The following is a 17,493-nucleotide window of genomic DNA, read 5'->3' as shown; positions in this document are numbered from 1 at the left end:
CTGTTAACTGTTGAATTTATCTTAAATTTATTACAGTAAAACAAACTAAATTAAACTATGTCCCTTAATTTTCAATCTATTATTACTAAATTAAATCAATTTTGGAGTGATCAAGGTTGTTTGATCGCCCAACCCTACGATACGGAAAAGGGTGCGGGTACAATGAATCATCATACCTTTTTAAGAGCGATCGGGCCTGAACCTTGGGCGGTGGCTTATGTTGAACCCTGTCGTAGACCTACCGATGGCCGTTATGGTGAAAATCCTAACCGAGTTCAACATTATTTTCAATATCAAGTTTTAATTAAACCATCTCCTGATAATATTCAAGAAATTTATTTAGACTCTTTAAGAGCATTAGGAATTAATCCCGATGATCATGATATTCGTTTTGTAGAGGATAACTGGGAGTCGCCCACCCTTGGCGCTTGGGGTGTGGGTTGGGAAGTGTGGTTAGATGGCATGGAAATAACTCAATTTACCTATTTTCAACAATGTGGGGGTATTGACTGTAAACCCGTTTCCATTGAAATTACCTACGGTTTAGAGCGTTTAGCCATGTATTTACAAGAAGTAGATACTATTTATAATATTCGTTGGACAGATCAGATTAATTACGGAGATATTTTCTTACAATCAGAAATTGAACAATGTACCTATAATTTTGAAGCATCTAACCCCGATTTTCTGTTTAATTTATTTAGTTTATATGAAGAAGAAGCAAAACAATTAATTGAAAAAGGATTAGTTTTACCCGCTTTAGATTATGTTTTAAAATGCTCCCATAGCTTTAATTTACTGGATGCAAGGGGCGTAATTGCTGTTACTGAAAGAACCCGTTATATTAGTAGAATTAGACATTTAGCCAGAGAAATTGCCCATCTTTATTTAGAACAAAGAGAATCTTTAGGTTATCCCTTAAAAGAGCTAGTTAAGGCCTAAATTTTAAGTCAGATGGTAGGGATATAGCACTGCTATCCCCCTACCGTCTAAATTTTTGGGAAAATTTAATAGATTTTTTATCGGAAGATGTTAAGAAAACTACTACCCTTAATTTCTATAACCTCTGTTTCTATCGCAACTTGATCAAAAGAGTAAGGATATAAAGTCATCAAATTTTGATAATATTCAACTCCTATTTTACGAAAAGTTCCGTATATTTACGGATGACACAATAATTAAATAAAGATTAAACTAAATATATTCACTTAATAATTAAGCTCTGTATGATTTTCAACTCTGTATGATTTTCAACTCTGTTTAATTTTTTGATTAGTTAAAATCCTTAGTAAAGGAGATTTAATTATGTTTGATCCATCTTCAGACTATTACAATCAAAATTCAGGTTTGACTTGCGCTCCCTGCTACAATAATCAGTTTTTGGGCGATTTATCAGATTTAATTACAGGTTTTGCACAACATTCTTCCCCAGTGGGACAAGCCACACCTTATTTAGAGGCATTAAATATTCCCGATACCTTCCCAATTAACGCCTTACAGGAATTTCAACAAAGATTACAAAATTTCGCTCAAAGCTCCACCGCCGATGAAATTTTAGGAGAAGCTTTCGGAGTTAATTATAATCAAGAAAATGCCGACACTTTGCTCAATAACTTAGCTCAAGGTAATTTTAATGGTACACCGCAAATTCAAGTTATTGATTCTGATATATTAGGTAGTGCCAATGGAGCTTATTCTGCACAACTTAATACTATTTTCCTCTCAGATGAATTTGTTAATAATAGCCAGACTCAAGCTATAGTTGATGTGGTTTTAGAAGAATTTGGTCATTTTATTGACAATCAAATTAATGTTGGAGACTGCGCGGGAGATGAAGGAGATATATTTGCAAGATTAGTACAAGGCCGGAGTATAGATAGTGCAGAATTAGCCTTATTACAAGAGGAAGATGATAGCACATTAATTAATTTTGGACTTTGGACAAAAAGAAATTGGTAGAGGTTAAAATAGAAGATAAAAAAATAGACAAAGTAAAACTAACCTAAAATAATTTTAGGGGAAAAAAGATTAATTAACAGTCGTTTCTAACAGCAATTTAGCTATTTTGTTGACATTTTTGATTCTTTTTTATAACCTGATAACGTGGTCTTTTCACTTGTATTTCACCTTTTTTCCGTCCAGAAGAATAACCACGGGGTTTGGGAAAATTAGAATTGATCTCAATGGTGCTAATAATTCTATAAAAGTCTCTCTGAACAGCACTGGGGTAATCTTACTCTCACGAAAATTAGGCAAATATTTCTCCCAAGGGCGGGGTAAGCAAACAGCTAAATTCCTTGCATTCCACAATTGAATATAAGCAATTAAAATTAGGTTCATCCAGTTTTCTTCATAACTTGTATGAGAGGTTAAATAGTCGTTCATTAATAATCTTTGTTTGCCAAATCGAAAAAAGTGTTCCAAGTCAAAACGTTGACGATAAGATTGATAAATTTCAAGCAAAGTTAATTCGTTACGGCGTTTACCAATGGCAATTAACCACATTGGTTTCCAAATAGAATTACCTTCTTGATCAGTAACAGTAATTTCCAATAATGTAAAGGGATAATCATGCAATTTATGTTCCTTTGTTCCCTTCATTAACATATTATTCCAACCCTTAATTTTGACATTTAATAATTTACCACGTTTCGTAGTAAAATTAGTTTGAATTAAATCATCAGGGGGATGCCAAGAAGTTGAATCTTTTAAATCAAATTTATCACCATACCAACGTGGATGTCCACTTTTTAACTCAGAAGAATCTTTGACAAAAGGACGAAAAAAAACACGATTACTTTTAACTCTGGTGACAACAAGTCGATCTTGATTAAGAACTTGTTTGCCAATAAAATCTTTTTGACTATAAAGACAATCTACGACAATAACTGATAGAATTATCTTAAATAATAATGAATCTGTCAAAACTTTATTAATCTGTTTATGAGCAACAGAAACATCTTTTTCATCGCTTTTTACTCGTTGAACTGATAAAGGAATTGTCCAAGAAGCATCACAATTAGATATTTTTTCAGGTAAGTAAAAAGCCAAGAATAAGCATGACCAATATTGATGGGTTTATTGCCTTTAATACTGTTAGGTTGATGAATAAACGTTTTATCAGATACAGTAGGAGAAAACTGGCGTGAATTAGGGGTTACATCAATGCCAAATAGATGAAACTTTCGCTGATTATTTTGAGGAATACTCTCTAAAATAATCTTAGATATTTCGGCTTTATTTGTGATTTGTGATTTCTTTTTTCCCGCTTTATTAAAATCAGCAATTGCTCGATAAATACTTTGGTATTTATGTTTAAATAGAGGATTTAAACTTAATTCCACGACTGTTTTAGCATCTTGATTACTACTAAGAGCATCGAGTAAATTCATCAAGGCATCTTTTCTTAAACCAAGACTTTGATATAATCGTTGACGACCTTGAATAAATTGTTCAACTTCTTGGTAATTTTTATTTTTGATTTTCATATTATTTTGAATAATAAACTATCTATTTATTCTAATCTATAGAACAAACTTGTTGAGAAAGAAAGTTTATTATTTGACATTATGCTATTAGACAATATTCAATTTCTCTTAATATAAATATCTTATTTTAATTTTTTCGGTCTGATGTGAGCTTCATTAAATCTAATTTTTTGTCCAAAGTCCAATTTAGTTGCAGGTAATACCTATCAATTCCGTCAAAATGGTGTAACCTTGGGTGATTCTTACCTCTATCTACGCAATAGTAGTGGTGGTTTAATTACTTATAATGATGATGGTGGTGGTAATCTTAATTCATTGATTAACTATACCGCCGCTTATACTGGTACTTATTACCTTGATGCCCGTGCTTATAGTTCTGGAACGGGAAGTTATACCCTCAGTGCTTCCTATCTTGACGAGTTTGCAGGTAACACCGCCACAACAGGTTCACTAGCCATCGGTACTTCAAGAACTGCTACCATTAACTATGGTGGAGACTCGGATTGGTTCAGAGTTAATTTATTGGCAGGGAATACCTATCAATTCCGTCAAAATGGTGTAACCTTGGGTGATTCTTTCCTCTATCTACGCAATAGTAGTGGTGGTTTAATTACTTATAATGATGATAGTGGTGGTACTAACAATTCTTTGATTAACTATACCGCCGCTTATACTGGCACTTATTACCTTGATGCCCGTGCTTATAGTTCTGGAACGGGAAGTTATACCCTTAGTGCTTCATTAGTACCAAGTAACCCTACAGATTGGTATAGCACTAATTTACGGGACGCTGGATTAATTAGTTTAACCCGCTCTTTAGCATCTGACAGCAATTTGAGTCGTAACGATATGATCTCTATTTTCCGTAACGCAGAAGATGGTAGCACGATTGATGCTAACGAGTTAACAGATTTACGCACTATTGTGGCAAACTCTAGCCGTTTCGCTATGGCTGATTATGTAAGAGTTTTATCTAATAAGATTGCTAATAGCGATGCGGCAAATGTTCGTTCCGGTTTCGGTAACTTGTATGCAGGTAGTAGTTCCACTCAAATGGAAAACCTCATCGGTAAATGGTTTTTAGGTACGGATCGCCCTGATGCTGCATCAGGTACTACCTATCGTTTTGCTAGTGGTTCTCTATTCCAAAGTGGAGTTAGCTATACTGATATAAACCAAGGCAGTCTTGGGGATTGTTACTTACTGGCAGGTTTAGCAGGTGTGGCTTTCCGTTCTCCTAGTGCAATTCAAAATATGTTCATTGACAATGGAGATAATACTTATACCGTCCGCCTCTACAATAATGGTATAGCGGATTATGTGACTGTAGATCGTTATTTACCAACAAATAGTATTGGTGGTTTTGTCTATGCAAATCGGGATAAAGGATTACTTTATAACAATTCTGCGAATGAATTATGGGTTGCTTTAGCCGAAAAAGCTTATGCTCAAATGAATGAGTCTGGTTGGATCGGTCAAGATAATACCAATTCTTATTTCGGAATTGAGGGAGGAATGCCAGATACAGTTTTACGACAAGTTACCAATCAAAATAGTACCTGGGACTGGTCTTTAACGGATAGCGATCTCACTAATGTTATTAATCAATTTAATGCAGGTCGAACTGTATTTATGAATTGGAGTAATCATGCTTTAACTCTTGTTGGTTACAATTCTAGTACCCAAATGTTTAGTATTTATAATCCTTGGGGACGTACATACACTTTAAGTTGGAGTCAAATTCTTAATGGTGGCTATTCACCGGATGGAGTTCAATTTACCGACTGGAGTTATTCTGTTTAATTACTTGTTTAGTTTGCTTTAATAACTGCTTCCAAAATACTAGGATAACTGTTAGCAACTTTTGCTGAGTTATCCTAGTCATAATTATTGATCAAATAATAAATTATGGAGATAGACAATGAGAAAAAAAAGATTACTCGCAGGGGTAATACTTGGCTTTTTAACCGCAACATCTTTACTCTATAGTCAAGTCATCGCTAAAGAAAATAATCCCCATCAAACTAAAATGAATCAAACCATGAATCTAAAACAGACAAATCAGATGGCTGATCAAATACAAGTTGTAGCTAAAATTTCACAGTTACTTGCCACAGAAGAAATTAGACCTCCATTGGGAGTAAAGCCTGATCCCACTCGGGATATTGGTTTTGCTTCTGTATTTCTAAGTTTAGAAAATCATCAAGAAACTAATCAAACGATAACTATTCAAAATATTGAAATTCGCAATGTTTCTGATAATCAGTTACAAGATTTTAGTTTTGAATCAAAAGAAATTGAATTAAAACCTTTAGAAAATTCTGTCATTGATATTCATTTAACCAATAAAACTGGTTATCTTGGGCAAGATCAAGTTAAAGCAATTGTAACTTATCAAATTGGGGATCAAGTTTATACAATTGAATCTGAATTTGTAGAAGTTGATAGGCATTAAATCATGAATAAATAGTAACTAGGGTGGGCAATGCTTTTTAATCTTTGATTTTTTAATATTAATTTAGATTGATTGCCCACCCTACAATTATTGATCACTGCTGACTGAAATTCCGCCATGTTTCTAAAGCTGTTTGATGAATTTCTCGCCATGATAAATTATGTTTTTTCGCTAAAATTACACAATCTTCATATTCGGGTTGTACATTCATAATTTTCTTTTCTGTACCTAATTTTTGATAACCAATTTTAATTTTTATCATGCCATAATTTGTTTCAATTTCTTTAAATTCTCTTTCTAAAATATTTCTTACTTGGGTTGATCTTCTAATTCCTAAAGTGGTAGTTTCTTGGAAAATAATTTGTTCACATTGACCTACATTTTCAGGATAACAAATTACTGTTAATAAAACCCCTAAACGATTCTTTTTCATGGTGATGGGTTGGGTAAATACATCTAAAGCCCCCCCATTTAATAAACTATTCATGGTATAGGCGATCGCCTGTGGTGATAGATCATCAATTTGGGTTTCTAAGACTGTAATTGTTTCTAAATTTTCATAATTTAAGTTTGAATTTTCTTGAGTTTCTTTAATCTCTGAATTTGTCCCTAACCAAACTTGTAAAATATTAGGAATAATTAAATCATGATTTCCCGCACCCCTACCATATTTTTCAATTTTCATGGTTGGAGGTTGACCAAAATCTTCTGCTAAACTAACAATAATGGCCGCTCCTGTGGGGGTGACTAATTCTTTTTTAATTTGATTACTATAAACGGAAACTTGACGAGTTTCCCATAATTTTAACACGGCGGGAACAGGCACGGAAAGCTCACCATGAGCCACTTTAACCGTTCCTCCTCCCGTTGGTAACGCTGAACTATAGATTTTTTCTATACCTAAATAATTTAAAGCGATACAAGTTCCCACAATATCCACGATCGCATCGGTAGCGCCCACCTCATGAAAATGGACTTTTTCGGGGGGAATACCATGCACCGCCCCCTCGGCGATCGCTAAATTTTGAAAAATCTTGAGACTTGACTCTTTAACTTGATCACACAGTTGACTCTGGTTAATAATACTTTCAATTTCCGGTAAATGTCGAACATGGTCATGATGATGTTTATGATGGGAATGGGAATGTTCATGGTGATCATGTTCGGACTCAATTAAATTAACATTAACTTTAGTACAGGTTTGACCATGACGGATCACCTTTTCACTACTTAAGCGAAACTCGTGATCTAAGCCTAATAAAGATAATTGTTGACTTAAATGGCTTAAGGGTACACCTAGATCAACCAATGCCCCTAAACACATATCTCCAGAAATTCCCGTTGGACAATTAAAATAAGCAATTTTACTCATAAAAACAGAAAAAAACTATGGCTACCTATTATGAAATTCATCCCCAAGATCCCCAATCATATCAGATTGACAAAATTATCACAGCCCTCAAAAAAGGTGCGGTGATGTTATATCCCACTGATACAGTTTACGCTATTGGTTGTGACTTAAACAATCAAGAGGCGGTAAAAAGGGTGAGAAGACTTAAACAAATGTCTAACGATAAGCCTTTAACTTTTCTTTGTTCTTCATTATCTAATATTTCCGAATATGCGGTAGTGTCGGATCCGGCTTACCGTTTGATGAAACATTTAATTCCGGGTACTTATACCTTTATTTTACCTAGTACAAAATTAGTACCAAAAATTGTCATGAACCCAAAACGAAAAACAACGGGGATCAGAGTACCTGATAACTCCGTCTGTCAAGCCATTTTAAACGCCTTGGGCAACCCGATCATTTCCACTTCTGCCCATTTAGCTAACGAGGAGGAAGAATTATCTTTTACGGGCTTAGAAAGGGCGAAATTATTTGATCAACTAGAAAAATCGGTAGATCTAATCATTGAAACGGGGGAAGATCCGGGTTTTCAAGTGTCAACAATTATAGATTTTACCAATTATGAACCCGTTTTAGTGCGTAAAGGTTTAGGGTGGGAAGAAGCCCAAACATGGCTACCGATCAGTTGACAGTTGACAATGGATAATTGACAATTAATAGCAAATAATTAATTTTTCAAATTTAATAAACCTAAAAATTTATGACAGATACAAAAGGAGCAGATGCAGTTGATCAGGCGATCGCTGTGGGAATAGACTTTGATGGAAGCCCCATTCCTCAGGAAAAACTAGACTTATATCAAAAAGTAATGGCTTTAGAAGCCGGAAGACAAAGAAGTGGCGTTTCTAACACAATGCGCTCTCGTATTGTGAGAATAGGAGCAAAACATATTCCCCAAGATGAATTAAATCAAATGTTAATTCAAGCTGATTTTGCACCTTTAAAAGATAAGGAAATCGCCTTTTTTTATGGTGGGAAATAATTAAATTAATGATAATTGACAATGGATAATTGATAATTATTTTTTAGTTAAAAATTGATTTTACTGGGGGTAAACTGCCGTTAACCCCCTACAGATTTTTAAATAATTGGTGACAGATTATCTAATTTTTCATGAACAACTTTTTGATAAAATTCTTCTAAACCTTTAACACATTCTACATCATTAAATACTCGATCTTGATTATTTTTAATTTTTTCTTTAATCTTATTTCTAAATTCATGATCTAAACCCAATTTAACAGCAATATCTATATATTCCTGTTCATTATTGGCGATCGTTTCTTCCATTCCTAACATCTTTAAAATACCATAGGAATGACGTGATCTCATAAATTCTCCCGGACAAGTTACAATAGGTAAATTACAAGCGATCGCCTCTAAAGTTGTATTACCACCAGACCAGCCAAAACTATCTAAAAATATATCAGAAATTAAATTTAATTGATAATATTGAATTTGATTTAATTGTGATAAAAATAGACAATAATCATTACTATTTAATCCTACATTATTAAAAGCATTATTTAAACGATTATTAAATTGTTCAATGATAGATTTTCCAAACTGATTACTTTTTAAAAAGACAAATTGTGATTGGGGTACTTGTTTGGCTATTTCTGCTAAAATGTAATCATATTGGGGTAAATATTTAAAAGTTGACTGACAACATAAATAAATAATTTTATCCTCTTTTAAATTAAAATCAGAGCGTTTTTTGATCTCTTGAGGAAGTTGGGGTTGATCATAACAAACACCAATATTAGGTAAATTTATTAAAGTTTCTGTATAATGTTCTTGAGCATTGTTAGTCTCCATTAATTCACTTGATAAAAAATAATCAATATTTGGACTTCCAGAAGTAACAGGATGACACCAAGTTGTACATTGAATTGGTGCTAAACGTAAGGCTGAAAGCTTTGTCATTATAGTTTCCATCCCAACTTCTATAAATACTAAAATATGTAATTGATCTTGATAAATTTGTTCAGCAAGTTTTTCAAAATTATTGGGAAAATAATAAAATTTATCACTATAATTTTTAATTTCATTTGTCATTTGATCAAAAGCTAAATTACCATAATAACAATAAATTTCAAATTGTTCTTTATTGTGATGTTTTAACCAACCTTTACTTAACTTGCCAACAGTGTGAAAATTCATTGACATAGACACATAACCAATTTTAATTTTACCTTGATTAGTTAAAGGTGGAATTGTTAAACTTTGCATATATTGAGGATATTTAAACCCCATAACATAATCAACAAATTTACCATATTTTTGCTGTAAATCCCTATCATTTTGATATTGATATGCTAAATAAAAATTAGTACAATTACCGATACTTGTTAAGGCATAATCTAAATTTTGAGCATCAAGTAATTGTTTTGAATTAATTAACTGATCTAAATAATCAATAAATTCTGTAAATTTATCTCGCCAAATATTAATTTCTTCTTGATTATTATATAAAATAGGTAAAATTCGTTGAGCTTCAATTTTTAAAGTTAAATTTTCAGAATTTTGATCAATCAATTGATTAAGAAAAATTTGATCTTCTTGGGTATATCTATTCAGTTTAAAAGAAGAAATAAAACAAAGATAAATATAGTTATTATAAGGATATTCTTGTAAAGCTTTAAGATAGATTGATCTTGATTTTTTTTCATTTCCTAACTGACGATAACAGTTAGCAAAGTCAATATAAATGTTAGGTTCTTTTTTCCTATTAATATTAGTAACAAATTGTTCAAATTTATCAATAGCCTGATCATATTCATTCTGATAGTAATTAATATAAGCAGAATATAATAATGATTTAGAAGGCTCAATATTCTCAAAAGCTTTACTTAATTTTTCTAAAATTTTAATGTTTTTAGGTCTAAATTTTAAGACTATTTCATATTTTTCGATCGCCTCAATATAGTTTTTTTCTTCAAGTAATAGATCACCTAACTTAAGATAACTTTCAAGATTTACTTGATCTAATTCAATAATTTTTTGATAAATTAATTTGGCTTGTTCTATTTGATTAATTTCTGTTAATAAATTACCTAATCTTTCATAAATTTCTACTTTATTAGACTCTAATATTAGAGCTTGTTTATAAAATTCAATTGCTTTTTCTTTTGCTTCTAATTTTTCTAAAATTGTAGCTAAATTAACTAAAAATAAAAAGTTTGAACTATTAAGATTAACAGCTAGTTGAGCATAAGTTAAAGCTTCTTGATATTGTTCTTGTTTTAAATAAATTAAAGCAATACAATTATAAAGATAACAATTATATTTATCCCACAATAAAGCTTGTTTATTTTTCTCGATCGCCTGAGCATATTTGCCTTGATTATAAAGATTAACACCTTCTGCAATTAAAGATTTAATTATTTCTGGTTTTTGTTGAAATTCTAAATTTTTATGTAAATCATTAATTACTTTAATTGCTAAAATATTTCTTAATTTCTGTTCTATTTCTGGCAAATTATAATTAATTACTTGATTAATGTCCCAAGTTAATATCGTAATACCATGAGCAAAATTAACGGGTAATTCTAATAATAAATTAACAGATTCATTACTATTAATAAAATCATAAATTGCCTGTTGTGTCAAGGTAAAATTGCTATTATTAATCATAATTAATGCCTGATCTGCTAAAAAAGGACGTACTAATAATAAGCCCATTAAAACAGAACGATAATCAGATTTACTATTATAAAAATATACTCCTATTTTTAGATCGGGTTGTAATTCTTTTAAATCTGCGAAAAATTCTTCATCATTTTGATTACAAAAAAATACATTTTCATCTAAATTAAACTTAGTTAAATTTTCCGTTAATTGATTAAATTGCTCATCATCTAAATTATCTACTGCATAAGCAATTTTATCTTGATAATTAAATAAAGCACCGATTAAATTAATACCTTGATCACTTCCTATTTCACAATAAATTTCATCATCATTAAGAAACTCAACTGTACTATTAAGTAATTCTAATAAATTAGAATTAGTTTTAAGATTCATTTCCGTTAATTTTTGACTTAAATCTTTTGTTTGTGAACTTATTTGATCTTGAGTAAAGTTTTCTAATAAAGAAGATAGTTTATTAATAAAATTTTGAATGTTCATCTTAAGTAATCTGGTTAATTAGAATAAAAGTTAATGTTAATTTTGTAATTTTTCGTGAACAACTTTTTGATAAAATTGTTCTAAACCTTTGACACATTCTACATCATCAAAAACTTTATTTTGATTAAGTTTCATTTTTTCTTTAATCTTATTTCTAAATTCCTGATCCAAGCCCAATTTAACGGCAATATCTATATATTCTTGTTCATTATAGGCGATCGTTTCTTCAACTCCTAACATCTTTAAAATACCATAAGATTGACGACCTAACATTAATTCTCCCGGACAAGTTACAATCGGTAAATTACAAGTTACAGCGTCAAAAGAAGTATGTCCACCGGAAAAAGCAAAGGTATCTAAAAATACATCAACACAATTTAATAAACTAATATAACTTTCCCAATCTTTTTGTGCTGGTAAAAAAGTACAATAATCATCCACATTCAGGTTATGATTAGAAAAGACTTTTTTTAGACGATTATAAAATAGATTTTTGATATGAGTCGGTTGCTGAAAACTTCCTCCTTTTCTTAAGATAAATATAAATTGTGCTTTAGGCACTTTTAAAGCAATTTCCGGAAAAATGTAATCATATTGGGGTAAATATTTAAACACTAACTGACAAGATAAATAAATAATTTTATTCTTATCTAAATTAAAATTAGAACGATTTTTTATCGGTTCAACAAAGTTAGGTTTTGGGTAAGAAAGTCCTAAATTTGGTAATTTAATTAACTGCTCTGTATAATGGTCTTGAGCATTATTTTTTTCAATTAAATCCCCTGATAAATAATAATCAATTGTTGGTAGTCCAGAGGTGCTAGGATGTCCCCAAGTGCTACATTGAATTGGTGCTAATCTTAAAGAAGCTAATTGAGTTGTTTGCGGCCACATTCCGATCGCCAAAAATACTAAAATCTGTAATTTATCTTTTAAAATCTGCTGACAAATTGCTTCTAAATCATCAGGAATATAATAAAAATAATCACAAATATTTTTAATTTTTTCTGTCACTTCTCCTTCAACAATTCTTTTAGATGTGGCATAAATATAAATTTCAAATTTCTCTCGATTACACTTTTCTAACCAGCCGATTATCCATTTACTTGCACTAGAATTACCAATTTGATCTGATAAGTAACCAATTTTAATTTTTCCTTCTGAGGTTAAGGGCGGCATCATTAAAAGTTGAATATATTGAGGATATTTTAAGCTCATCACATAATGAACAAAATTACCATATCTTCTTTGTTGTTCTTTATAAATTTGATATTGATTTTGATAGATTAAATAAAAATTTATTTTAACATTGATACTTTGCAAAGCATAATTTAAGTTTTGAGGATTATCTAATTGTTTACTATTAATTAAATCGTCTAAATAGTTAAGAAATTCATTAAATCTTCGATTATGAAAAATAATTTCTTCCTTTGTATTGTAAACAATTGGCAATAATCGTCTGACTTCCATTTGTCCAGTTAAATTATGAGGCATTTTTTGCAAAAATTCGTTAATAAAAAGCCAATCTTTTTCTGTATAACCTAATTGTTGTAAGAACATAATAAAATAAAGATATAAATATTCATGATCAGGATATTTTTCTAAACCTTCTAAACAGATTAACTTTGCTTGATTTTCTTGATTTGTGTGACGATAACAGTCAGCTAAAGCTGCATAATCGAAACCATTACCAATCTTATTGATAAAAAAATCTTCAAATTCTTGTAATGCTTCCGAATAATTATCTTGATAATATTTTAAATAAGCATTATATAATAAAGCTTGATCGGGATCCTTATTTTTGTCATAAGCTTGAGCTAATTTACTTAAAATAATAGCTTCTTTTGGTTTTAAGATTAAAGCTTGTTTATAAATCTCAATGGCTTCTGTATATTTATGATCTCTCATCAAAAAATCACCTAAAGCAAGAAAAGCAAATATTTTTTCCTGAGTTAAATTAATTCTTTGAGCAATATGATAATTATTTTGTTTAACTATTTCTAATTTTTCTAAAAACTTACCTAAATTAAGATAATATTGAATGTTTAAATTATTAAGATTAATTGCTATTTTTATAAAATTTAATGCTTCTTCATATTTTTCTTGTAAGAAATAAATTGAGGCTATATTTTCATAAATAGAAGAATTATATTTATCCAATCTTAAAGCTTTTTGATATTCTTCAAGAGCCAGATCATAATTATTTTGTTGATTTAATTCAAACGCTTTTTTTATTAGCTGATTAACGATGGCTGGTTTTTGTTGAAATTCTAAGTTACAATGTAAATCATTAATTACTTTCACTGCTAAAATATTTCTTAATTTATTTTCAATTTCTGGCCAATTATAATTAATTACTTGATTAATGTCCCAAGTTAAAATCGTAATACCATGAGCAAAATTAACGGGTAATTCTAATAATAAATTAACAGATTCATTACTATTAATAAAATCATAAATTGCCTGTTGTGTCAAGGTAAAATTACTATTATTAATCATAATTAATGCCTGATCTGCTAAAAAAGGACGTACTAATAATAAGCCCATTAAAACAGAACGATAATCAGATTTACTATTATAAAAATATACTCCTATTTTTAGATCGGGTTGTAATTCTTTTAAATCTGCGAAAAATTCTTCATCATTTTGATTACAAAAAAATACATTTTCATCTAAATTAAACTTAGTTAAATTTTCCGTTAATTGATTAAATTGCTCATCATCTAAATTACCTACTGCATAAGCCATTTTATCTTGATGATAATATAAAGCACCGATTAAATTAATACCTTGATCACTTCCTATTTCACAATAAATTTCATCATCATTAAGAAACTCAACTGTACTATTAAGTAATTCTAATAAATTAGAATTAGTTTTCAAATTCATTTCCGTTAATTTTTGACTTAAATCTTTTGTTTGTGAACTTATTTCAGCCTGAGTAAAGTTTTCTAATAAAGAAGATAGTTTATTAATAAAATTTTGAATGTTCATCTTAAGTAATCTGGTTAATTAGAATAAAAGTTAATGTTGATTTTGTAATTTTTCGTGAACAACTTTTTGATAAAATTGTTCTAAACCTTTGACACATTCTACATCATCAAAAACTTTATTTTGATTAAGTTTCATTTTTTCTTTAATCTTATTTCTAAATTCCTGATCCAAGCCCAATTTAACGGCAATATCTATATATTCTTGTTCATTATAGGCGATCGTTTCTTCAACTCCTAACATCTTTAAAATACCATAAGATTGACGACCTAACATTAATTCTCCCGGACAAGTTACAATCGGTAAATTACAAGTTACAGCGTCAAAAGAAGTATGTCCACCGGAAAAAGCAAAGGTATCTAAAAATACATCAACACAATTTAATAAACTAATATAACTTTCCCAATCTTTTTGTGCTGGTAAAAAAGTACAATAATCATCCACATTCAGGTTATGATTAGAAAAGACTTTTTTTAGACGATTATAGAAAATATTTTGTCTACTCAATGATTTTTCTATATAAGCACCTGCTCTAATCACAAATATAAATTGAGATTGAGGAACTTTTAAAGCAATTTCTGGGAAAATATAATCATATTGGGGTAAATATTTAAAGATTACTTGACAAGATAAATAAAGAATTTTGTCATCACTTAAATTAAAATCAAAACGATTTTTTGTCGGTTCAACAAAGTTAGGTTTTGGGTAAGAAATACCCAGATTTGGTAATCTAATTAACTGCTCTGTATAATGTTCTTGAGCGTTATTTTTTTCAATTAAATCCCCTGATAAATAATAATCAATTGTTGGTAGTCCAGAGGTGCTAGGATGTCCCCAAGTGCTACATTGAATTGGAGCTAATCTTAAAGAAGCTAATTGAGTTGTTGCACCAAACATTCCGATCGCCAAAAATAATAAAATATGTAATTTATCTTTTAAAATTTGTTGAGAAATTGCTTCCAAATCATCAGGAATATAATAGGCATAATCACAATATTTTCTAATTTCATTAGTTGTTTGACTAAATACTGTTCTTTTTGAAGTAGCATAAAGATAAATTTCAAACTTAGTTCGATCGCAATTTTTTAACCAGCCGATGATCCATTTACTAGCACTGGTATTACCTATTTGATCTGATAAATAACCAATTTTTATTTTACCCTCATTAGTTAATGATGGCATAGTTAAAGGTTTAACCCATTGAGAATATTTTAATCCCATAACATAATGAGCAAAATCTCCATATTTCTTTTGTTGTTCTTTATAAGTTTCATATTGATTCTGATATTGTAACAAAAAATTTGTTTTGAATTTTAGACAATATAAAGCTTTATCTAAATTTGTTGGATCAGTTAACTTTTTAGATTGAATTATTGTCTCTAAATATTTCAGAGAATCTTTAAATCTATTGTTATACAAAATTATTTCACTTTGATCACAATAAATATCGGGGAAAAATCGTTGAAATTCTAATTGAATAGCAAGATTATCTTGGGCATTTTTAGAATATTCCTCTATCAATTTTAAGTCGTCTTGTGTTTCACCCCAACTATGAAGAAAAGATAAAAAATTAAGATATAAATATTCCTGATTAGGATGTTTTTTTAGTCCATCAAGATACATTTTTTTTGCTTTTGCATACTGGTTAGTTTTTTCATAACAATCAGCAAAAGCAACGTAATCATAACAATTACCTTCATTGTTAATAAAAAATTTTTCAAATTGTTTCAAAGCTTCTATATATTTATCTTGATAATAATTTGTATAAGCTGAATATAATAAGGCTTGGTTTAAATCATTGTTTCTTTGATAAGCTTTTGTAATTTTATCTAAAATTAGAGGGGTTTTTGGTTTAAATTCTAAAGCTTTTTGATATTTTTCAATAGCTTGATCATATTTTTCCAATTTCACTAAAATATCGCCTAAACCTAAATAAGCATCAACATTTTTTTCCTCTAACTCAATCACTTTTTGATAACTTATTTTTGCTTGATCTAATTGATCTAATTTTTCTAAAATTTTTGCTAAATTAAATTGATGTAAGGCAATTTTACTATCAAGATTAATGGAAATTTGAGCTAATTCTAAGGCTTTGTTATATTCTTCTAACTTAAAATATATAGATGCAATATTATTGTAAAGATAGGGATTATATTTATCCCAAAGTAAAGCCTGTTGATATTGTTCTATTGCCTCATTAAATTTTTCTTGTTTATTTAATTCTAAAGCTTTTTTACTTAACTGATTAATCACTTGAGGTTTTTGCTCAAATTCTAAATTTTTATGTAAATCATTAATTACTTTAATTGCTAAAATATTTCTTAATTTCTGTTCTATTTCTGACCAATTATAATTAATTACTTGATTAATGTCCCAAGTTAAAATCGTAATACCATGAGCAAAATTTACGGGTAATTCTAATAATAAATTAGAACATTTATTACTATTAATAAAATCATAAATTGCCTGTTGTGTCAAGGTAAAATTACTATTATTAATCATAATTAATGCCTGATCTGCTAAAAAAGGACGTACTAATAATAAGCCCATTAACACTGAACGATAATCAGATTTACTATTATAAAAATATACTCCTATTTTTAGATCTGGTTGTAATTCTTTTAAATCTGCGAAAAATTCTTCATCATTTTGATTACAAAAAAATACATTTTCATCTAAGTTAAACTTAGTTAAATTTTCCGTTAATTGATTAAATTGATCATCATCTAAATTATCTACTGCATAAGCCATTTTATCTTGATGATAATATAAAGCACCGATTAAATTAATACCTCGATCACTCCCTATTTCACAATAAATTTCATCATCATTAAGAAACTCAACTGTACTATTAAGTAAGTCTAATAAATTAGGATTAAATTTAAAATTGATTTTTGTTAATTTTTGACTTAAATCTTTTGTTTGTGAACTTATTTGATTTTGAGTAAATTCTTGTAACAAAGAAGATACTTGACTAATAAATTTTTGAATATCCATATAATAATGAGTTTAATTAT

10 protein-coding genes and 1 pseudogene are annotated in these 17,493 nt (G+C 29.5%); 6 read left to right on the top strand and 5 right to left on the bottom strand.

What is annotated here, in order from left to right:
• Positions 1-57: 57 nt before the first annotated feature.
• Both glyQ and Anndu_RS09015 read left to right on the top strand, forming a co-directional pair.
• Positions 58-942, top strand: a complete 885-nt coding sequence (gene glyQ / locus Anndu_RS09020; RefSeq protein ID WP_464100888.1) for a glycine--tRNA ligase subunit alpha — start codon at positions 58-60, stop codon at positions 940-942.
• A 363-nt stretch (positions 943-1,305) separates the two neighbouring features.
• Positions 1,306-1,959, top strand: coding sequence for a hypothetical protein (locus Anndu_RS09015; RefSeq protein ID WP_464100887.1), 654 nt, complete (start codon positions 1,306-1,308; stop codon positions 1,957-1,959).
• 97 nt (positions 1,960-2,056) lie between these two features.
• On the opposite strand, the pseudogene Anndu_RS09010 reads toward Anndu_RS09015, so the two are convergent.
• Positions 2,057-3,488, bottom strand: a pseudogene (locus Anndu_RS09010) (NF041680 family putative transposase).
• A 231-nt stretch (positions 3,489-3,719) separates the two neighbouring features.
• Between Anndu_RS09010 and Anndu_RS09005 the strand changes: the two are divergent.
• Both Anndu_RS09005 and Anndu_RS09000 read left to right on the top strand, forming a co-directional pair.
• Positions 3,720-5,291 carry a C2 family cysteine protease gene (locus Anndu_RS09005; protein WP_464100886.1) on the top strand — a complete coding sequence of 524 codons (1,572 nt, stop codon included), beginning with the start codon at positions 3,720-3,722 and terminating at the stop codon, positions 5,289-5,291.
• 118 nt (positions 5,292-5,409) lie between these two features.
• Positions 5,410-5,943: a hypothetical protein gene (locus Anndu_RS09000; protein WP_464100885.1), complete on the top strand. Its 534-nt coding sequence runs from the start codon at positions 5,410-5,412 to the stop codon at positions 5,941-5,943.
• A gap of 94 nt (positions 5,944-6,037) precedes the next feature.
• Here the strand turns inward: Anndu_RS09000 and larC are convergent, their stop codons facing one another.
• A complete protein-coding gene (gene larC / locus Anndu_RS08995; protein WP_464100884.1) occupies positions 6,038-7,315 on the bottom strand; it encodes a nickel pincer cofactor biosynthesis protein LarC in 1,278 nt (425 codons plus the stop codon).
• A 17-nt stretch (positions 7,316-7,332) separates the two neighbouring features.
• On the opposite strand from larC, the gene Anndu_RS08990 reads away from it, so the two are divergent.
• A complete protein-coding gene (locus Anndu_RS08990) occupies positions 7,333-7,983 on the top strand; it encodes an L-threonylcarbamoyladenylate synthase (RefSeq protein ID WP_464100883.1) in 651 nt (216 codons plus the stop codon).
• A gap of 71 nt (positions 7,984-8,054) precedes the next feature.
• Entirely contained in the window at positions 8,055-8,336 is a 282-nt protein-coding gene (locus Anndu_RS08985; protein ID WP_464100882.1) for a small RNA NsiR4-regulated ssr1528 family protein, read from the top strand.
• 98 nt (positions 8,337-8,434) lie between these two features.
• Here Anndu_RS08985 and Anndu_RS08980 read toward each other — a convergent pair whose 3' ends face one another.
• From Anndu_RS08980 to Anndu_RS08970, 3 genes are read right to left on the bottom strand one after another with little or no spacing between them, the layout of a single operon-like run.
• Complete coding sequence (locus tag Anndu_RS08980; RefSeq protein ID WP_464100881.1) at positions 8,435-11,485, bottom strand: O-linked N-acetylglucosamine transferase family protein; 3,051 nt, start codon at positions 11,483-11,485, stop codon at positions 8,435-8,437.
• 36 nt (positions 11,486-11,521) lie between these two features.
• Positions 11,522-14,479: an O-linked N-acetylglucosamine transferase family protein gene (locus Anndu_RS08975; RefSeq protein WP_464100880.1), complete on the bottom strand. Its 2,958-nt coding sequence runs from the start codon at positions 14,477-14,479 to the stop codon at positions 11,522-11,524.
• 30 nt (positions 14,480-14,509) lie between these two features.
• Positions 14,510-17,473 (bottom strand): O-linked N-acetylglucosamine transferase, SPINDLY family protein, encoded by a 2,964-nt coding sequence (locus tag Anndu_RS08970; protein WP_464100879.1) that lies wholly within the window; start codon positions 17,471-17,473, stop codon positions 14,510-14,512.
• Positions 17,474-17,493 lie beyond the last annotated feature (20 nt).

It is taken from the genome of Annamia dubia NIES-4383 (assembly GCF_055394725.1).
Note: the sequence above shows the minus strand (reverse complement) of the source record. Positions and strands in the feature narration are given on the sequence as shown.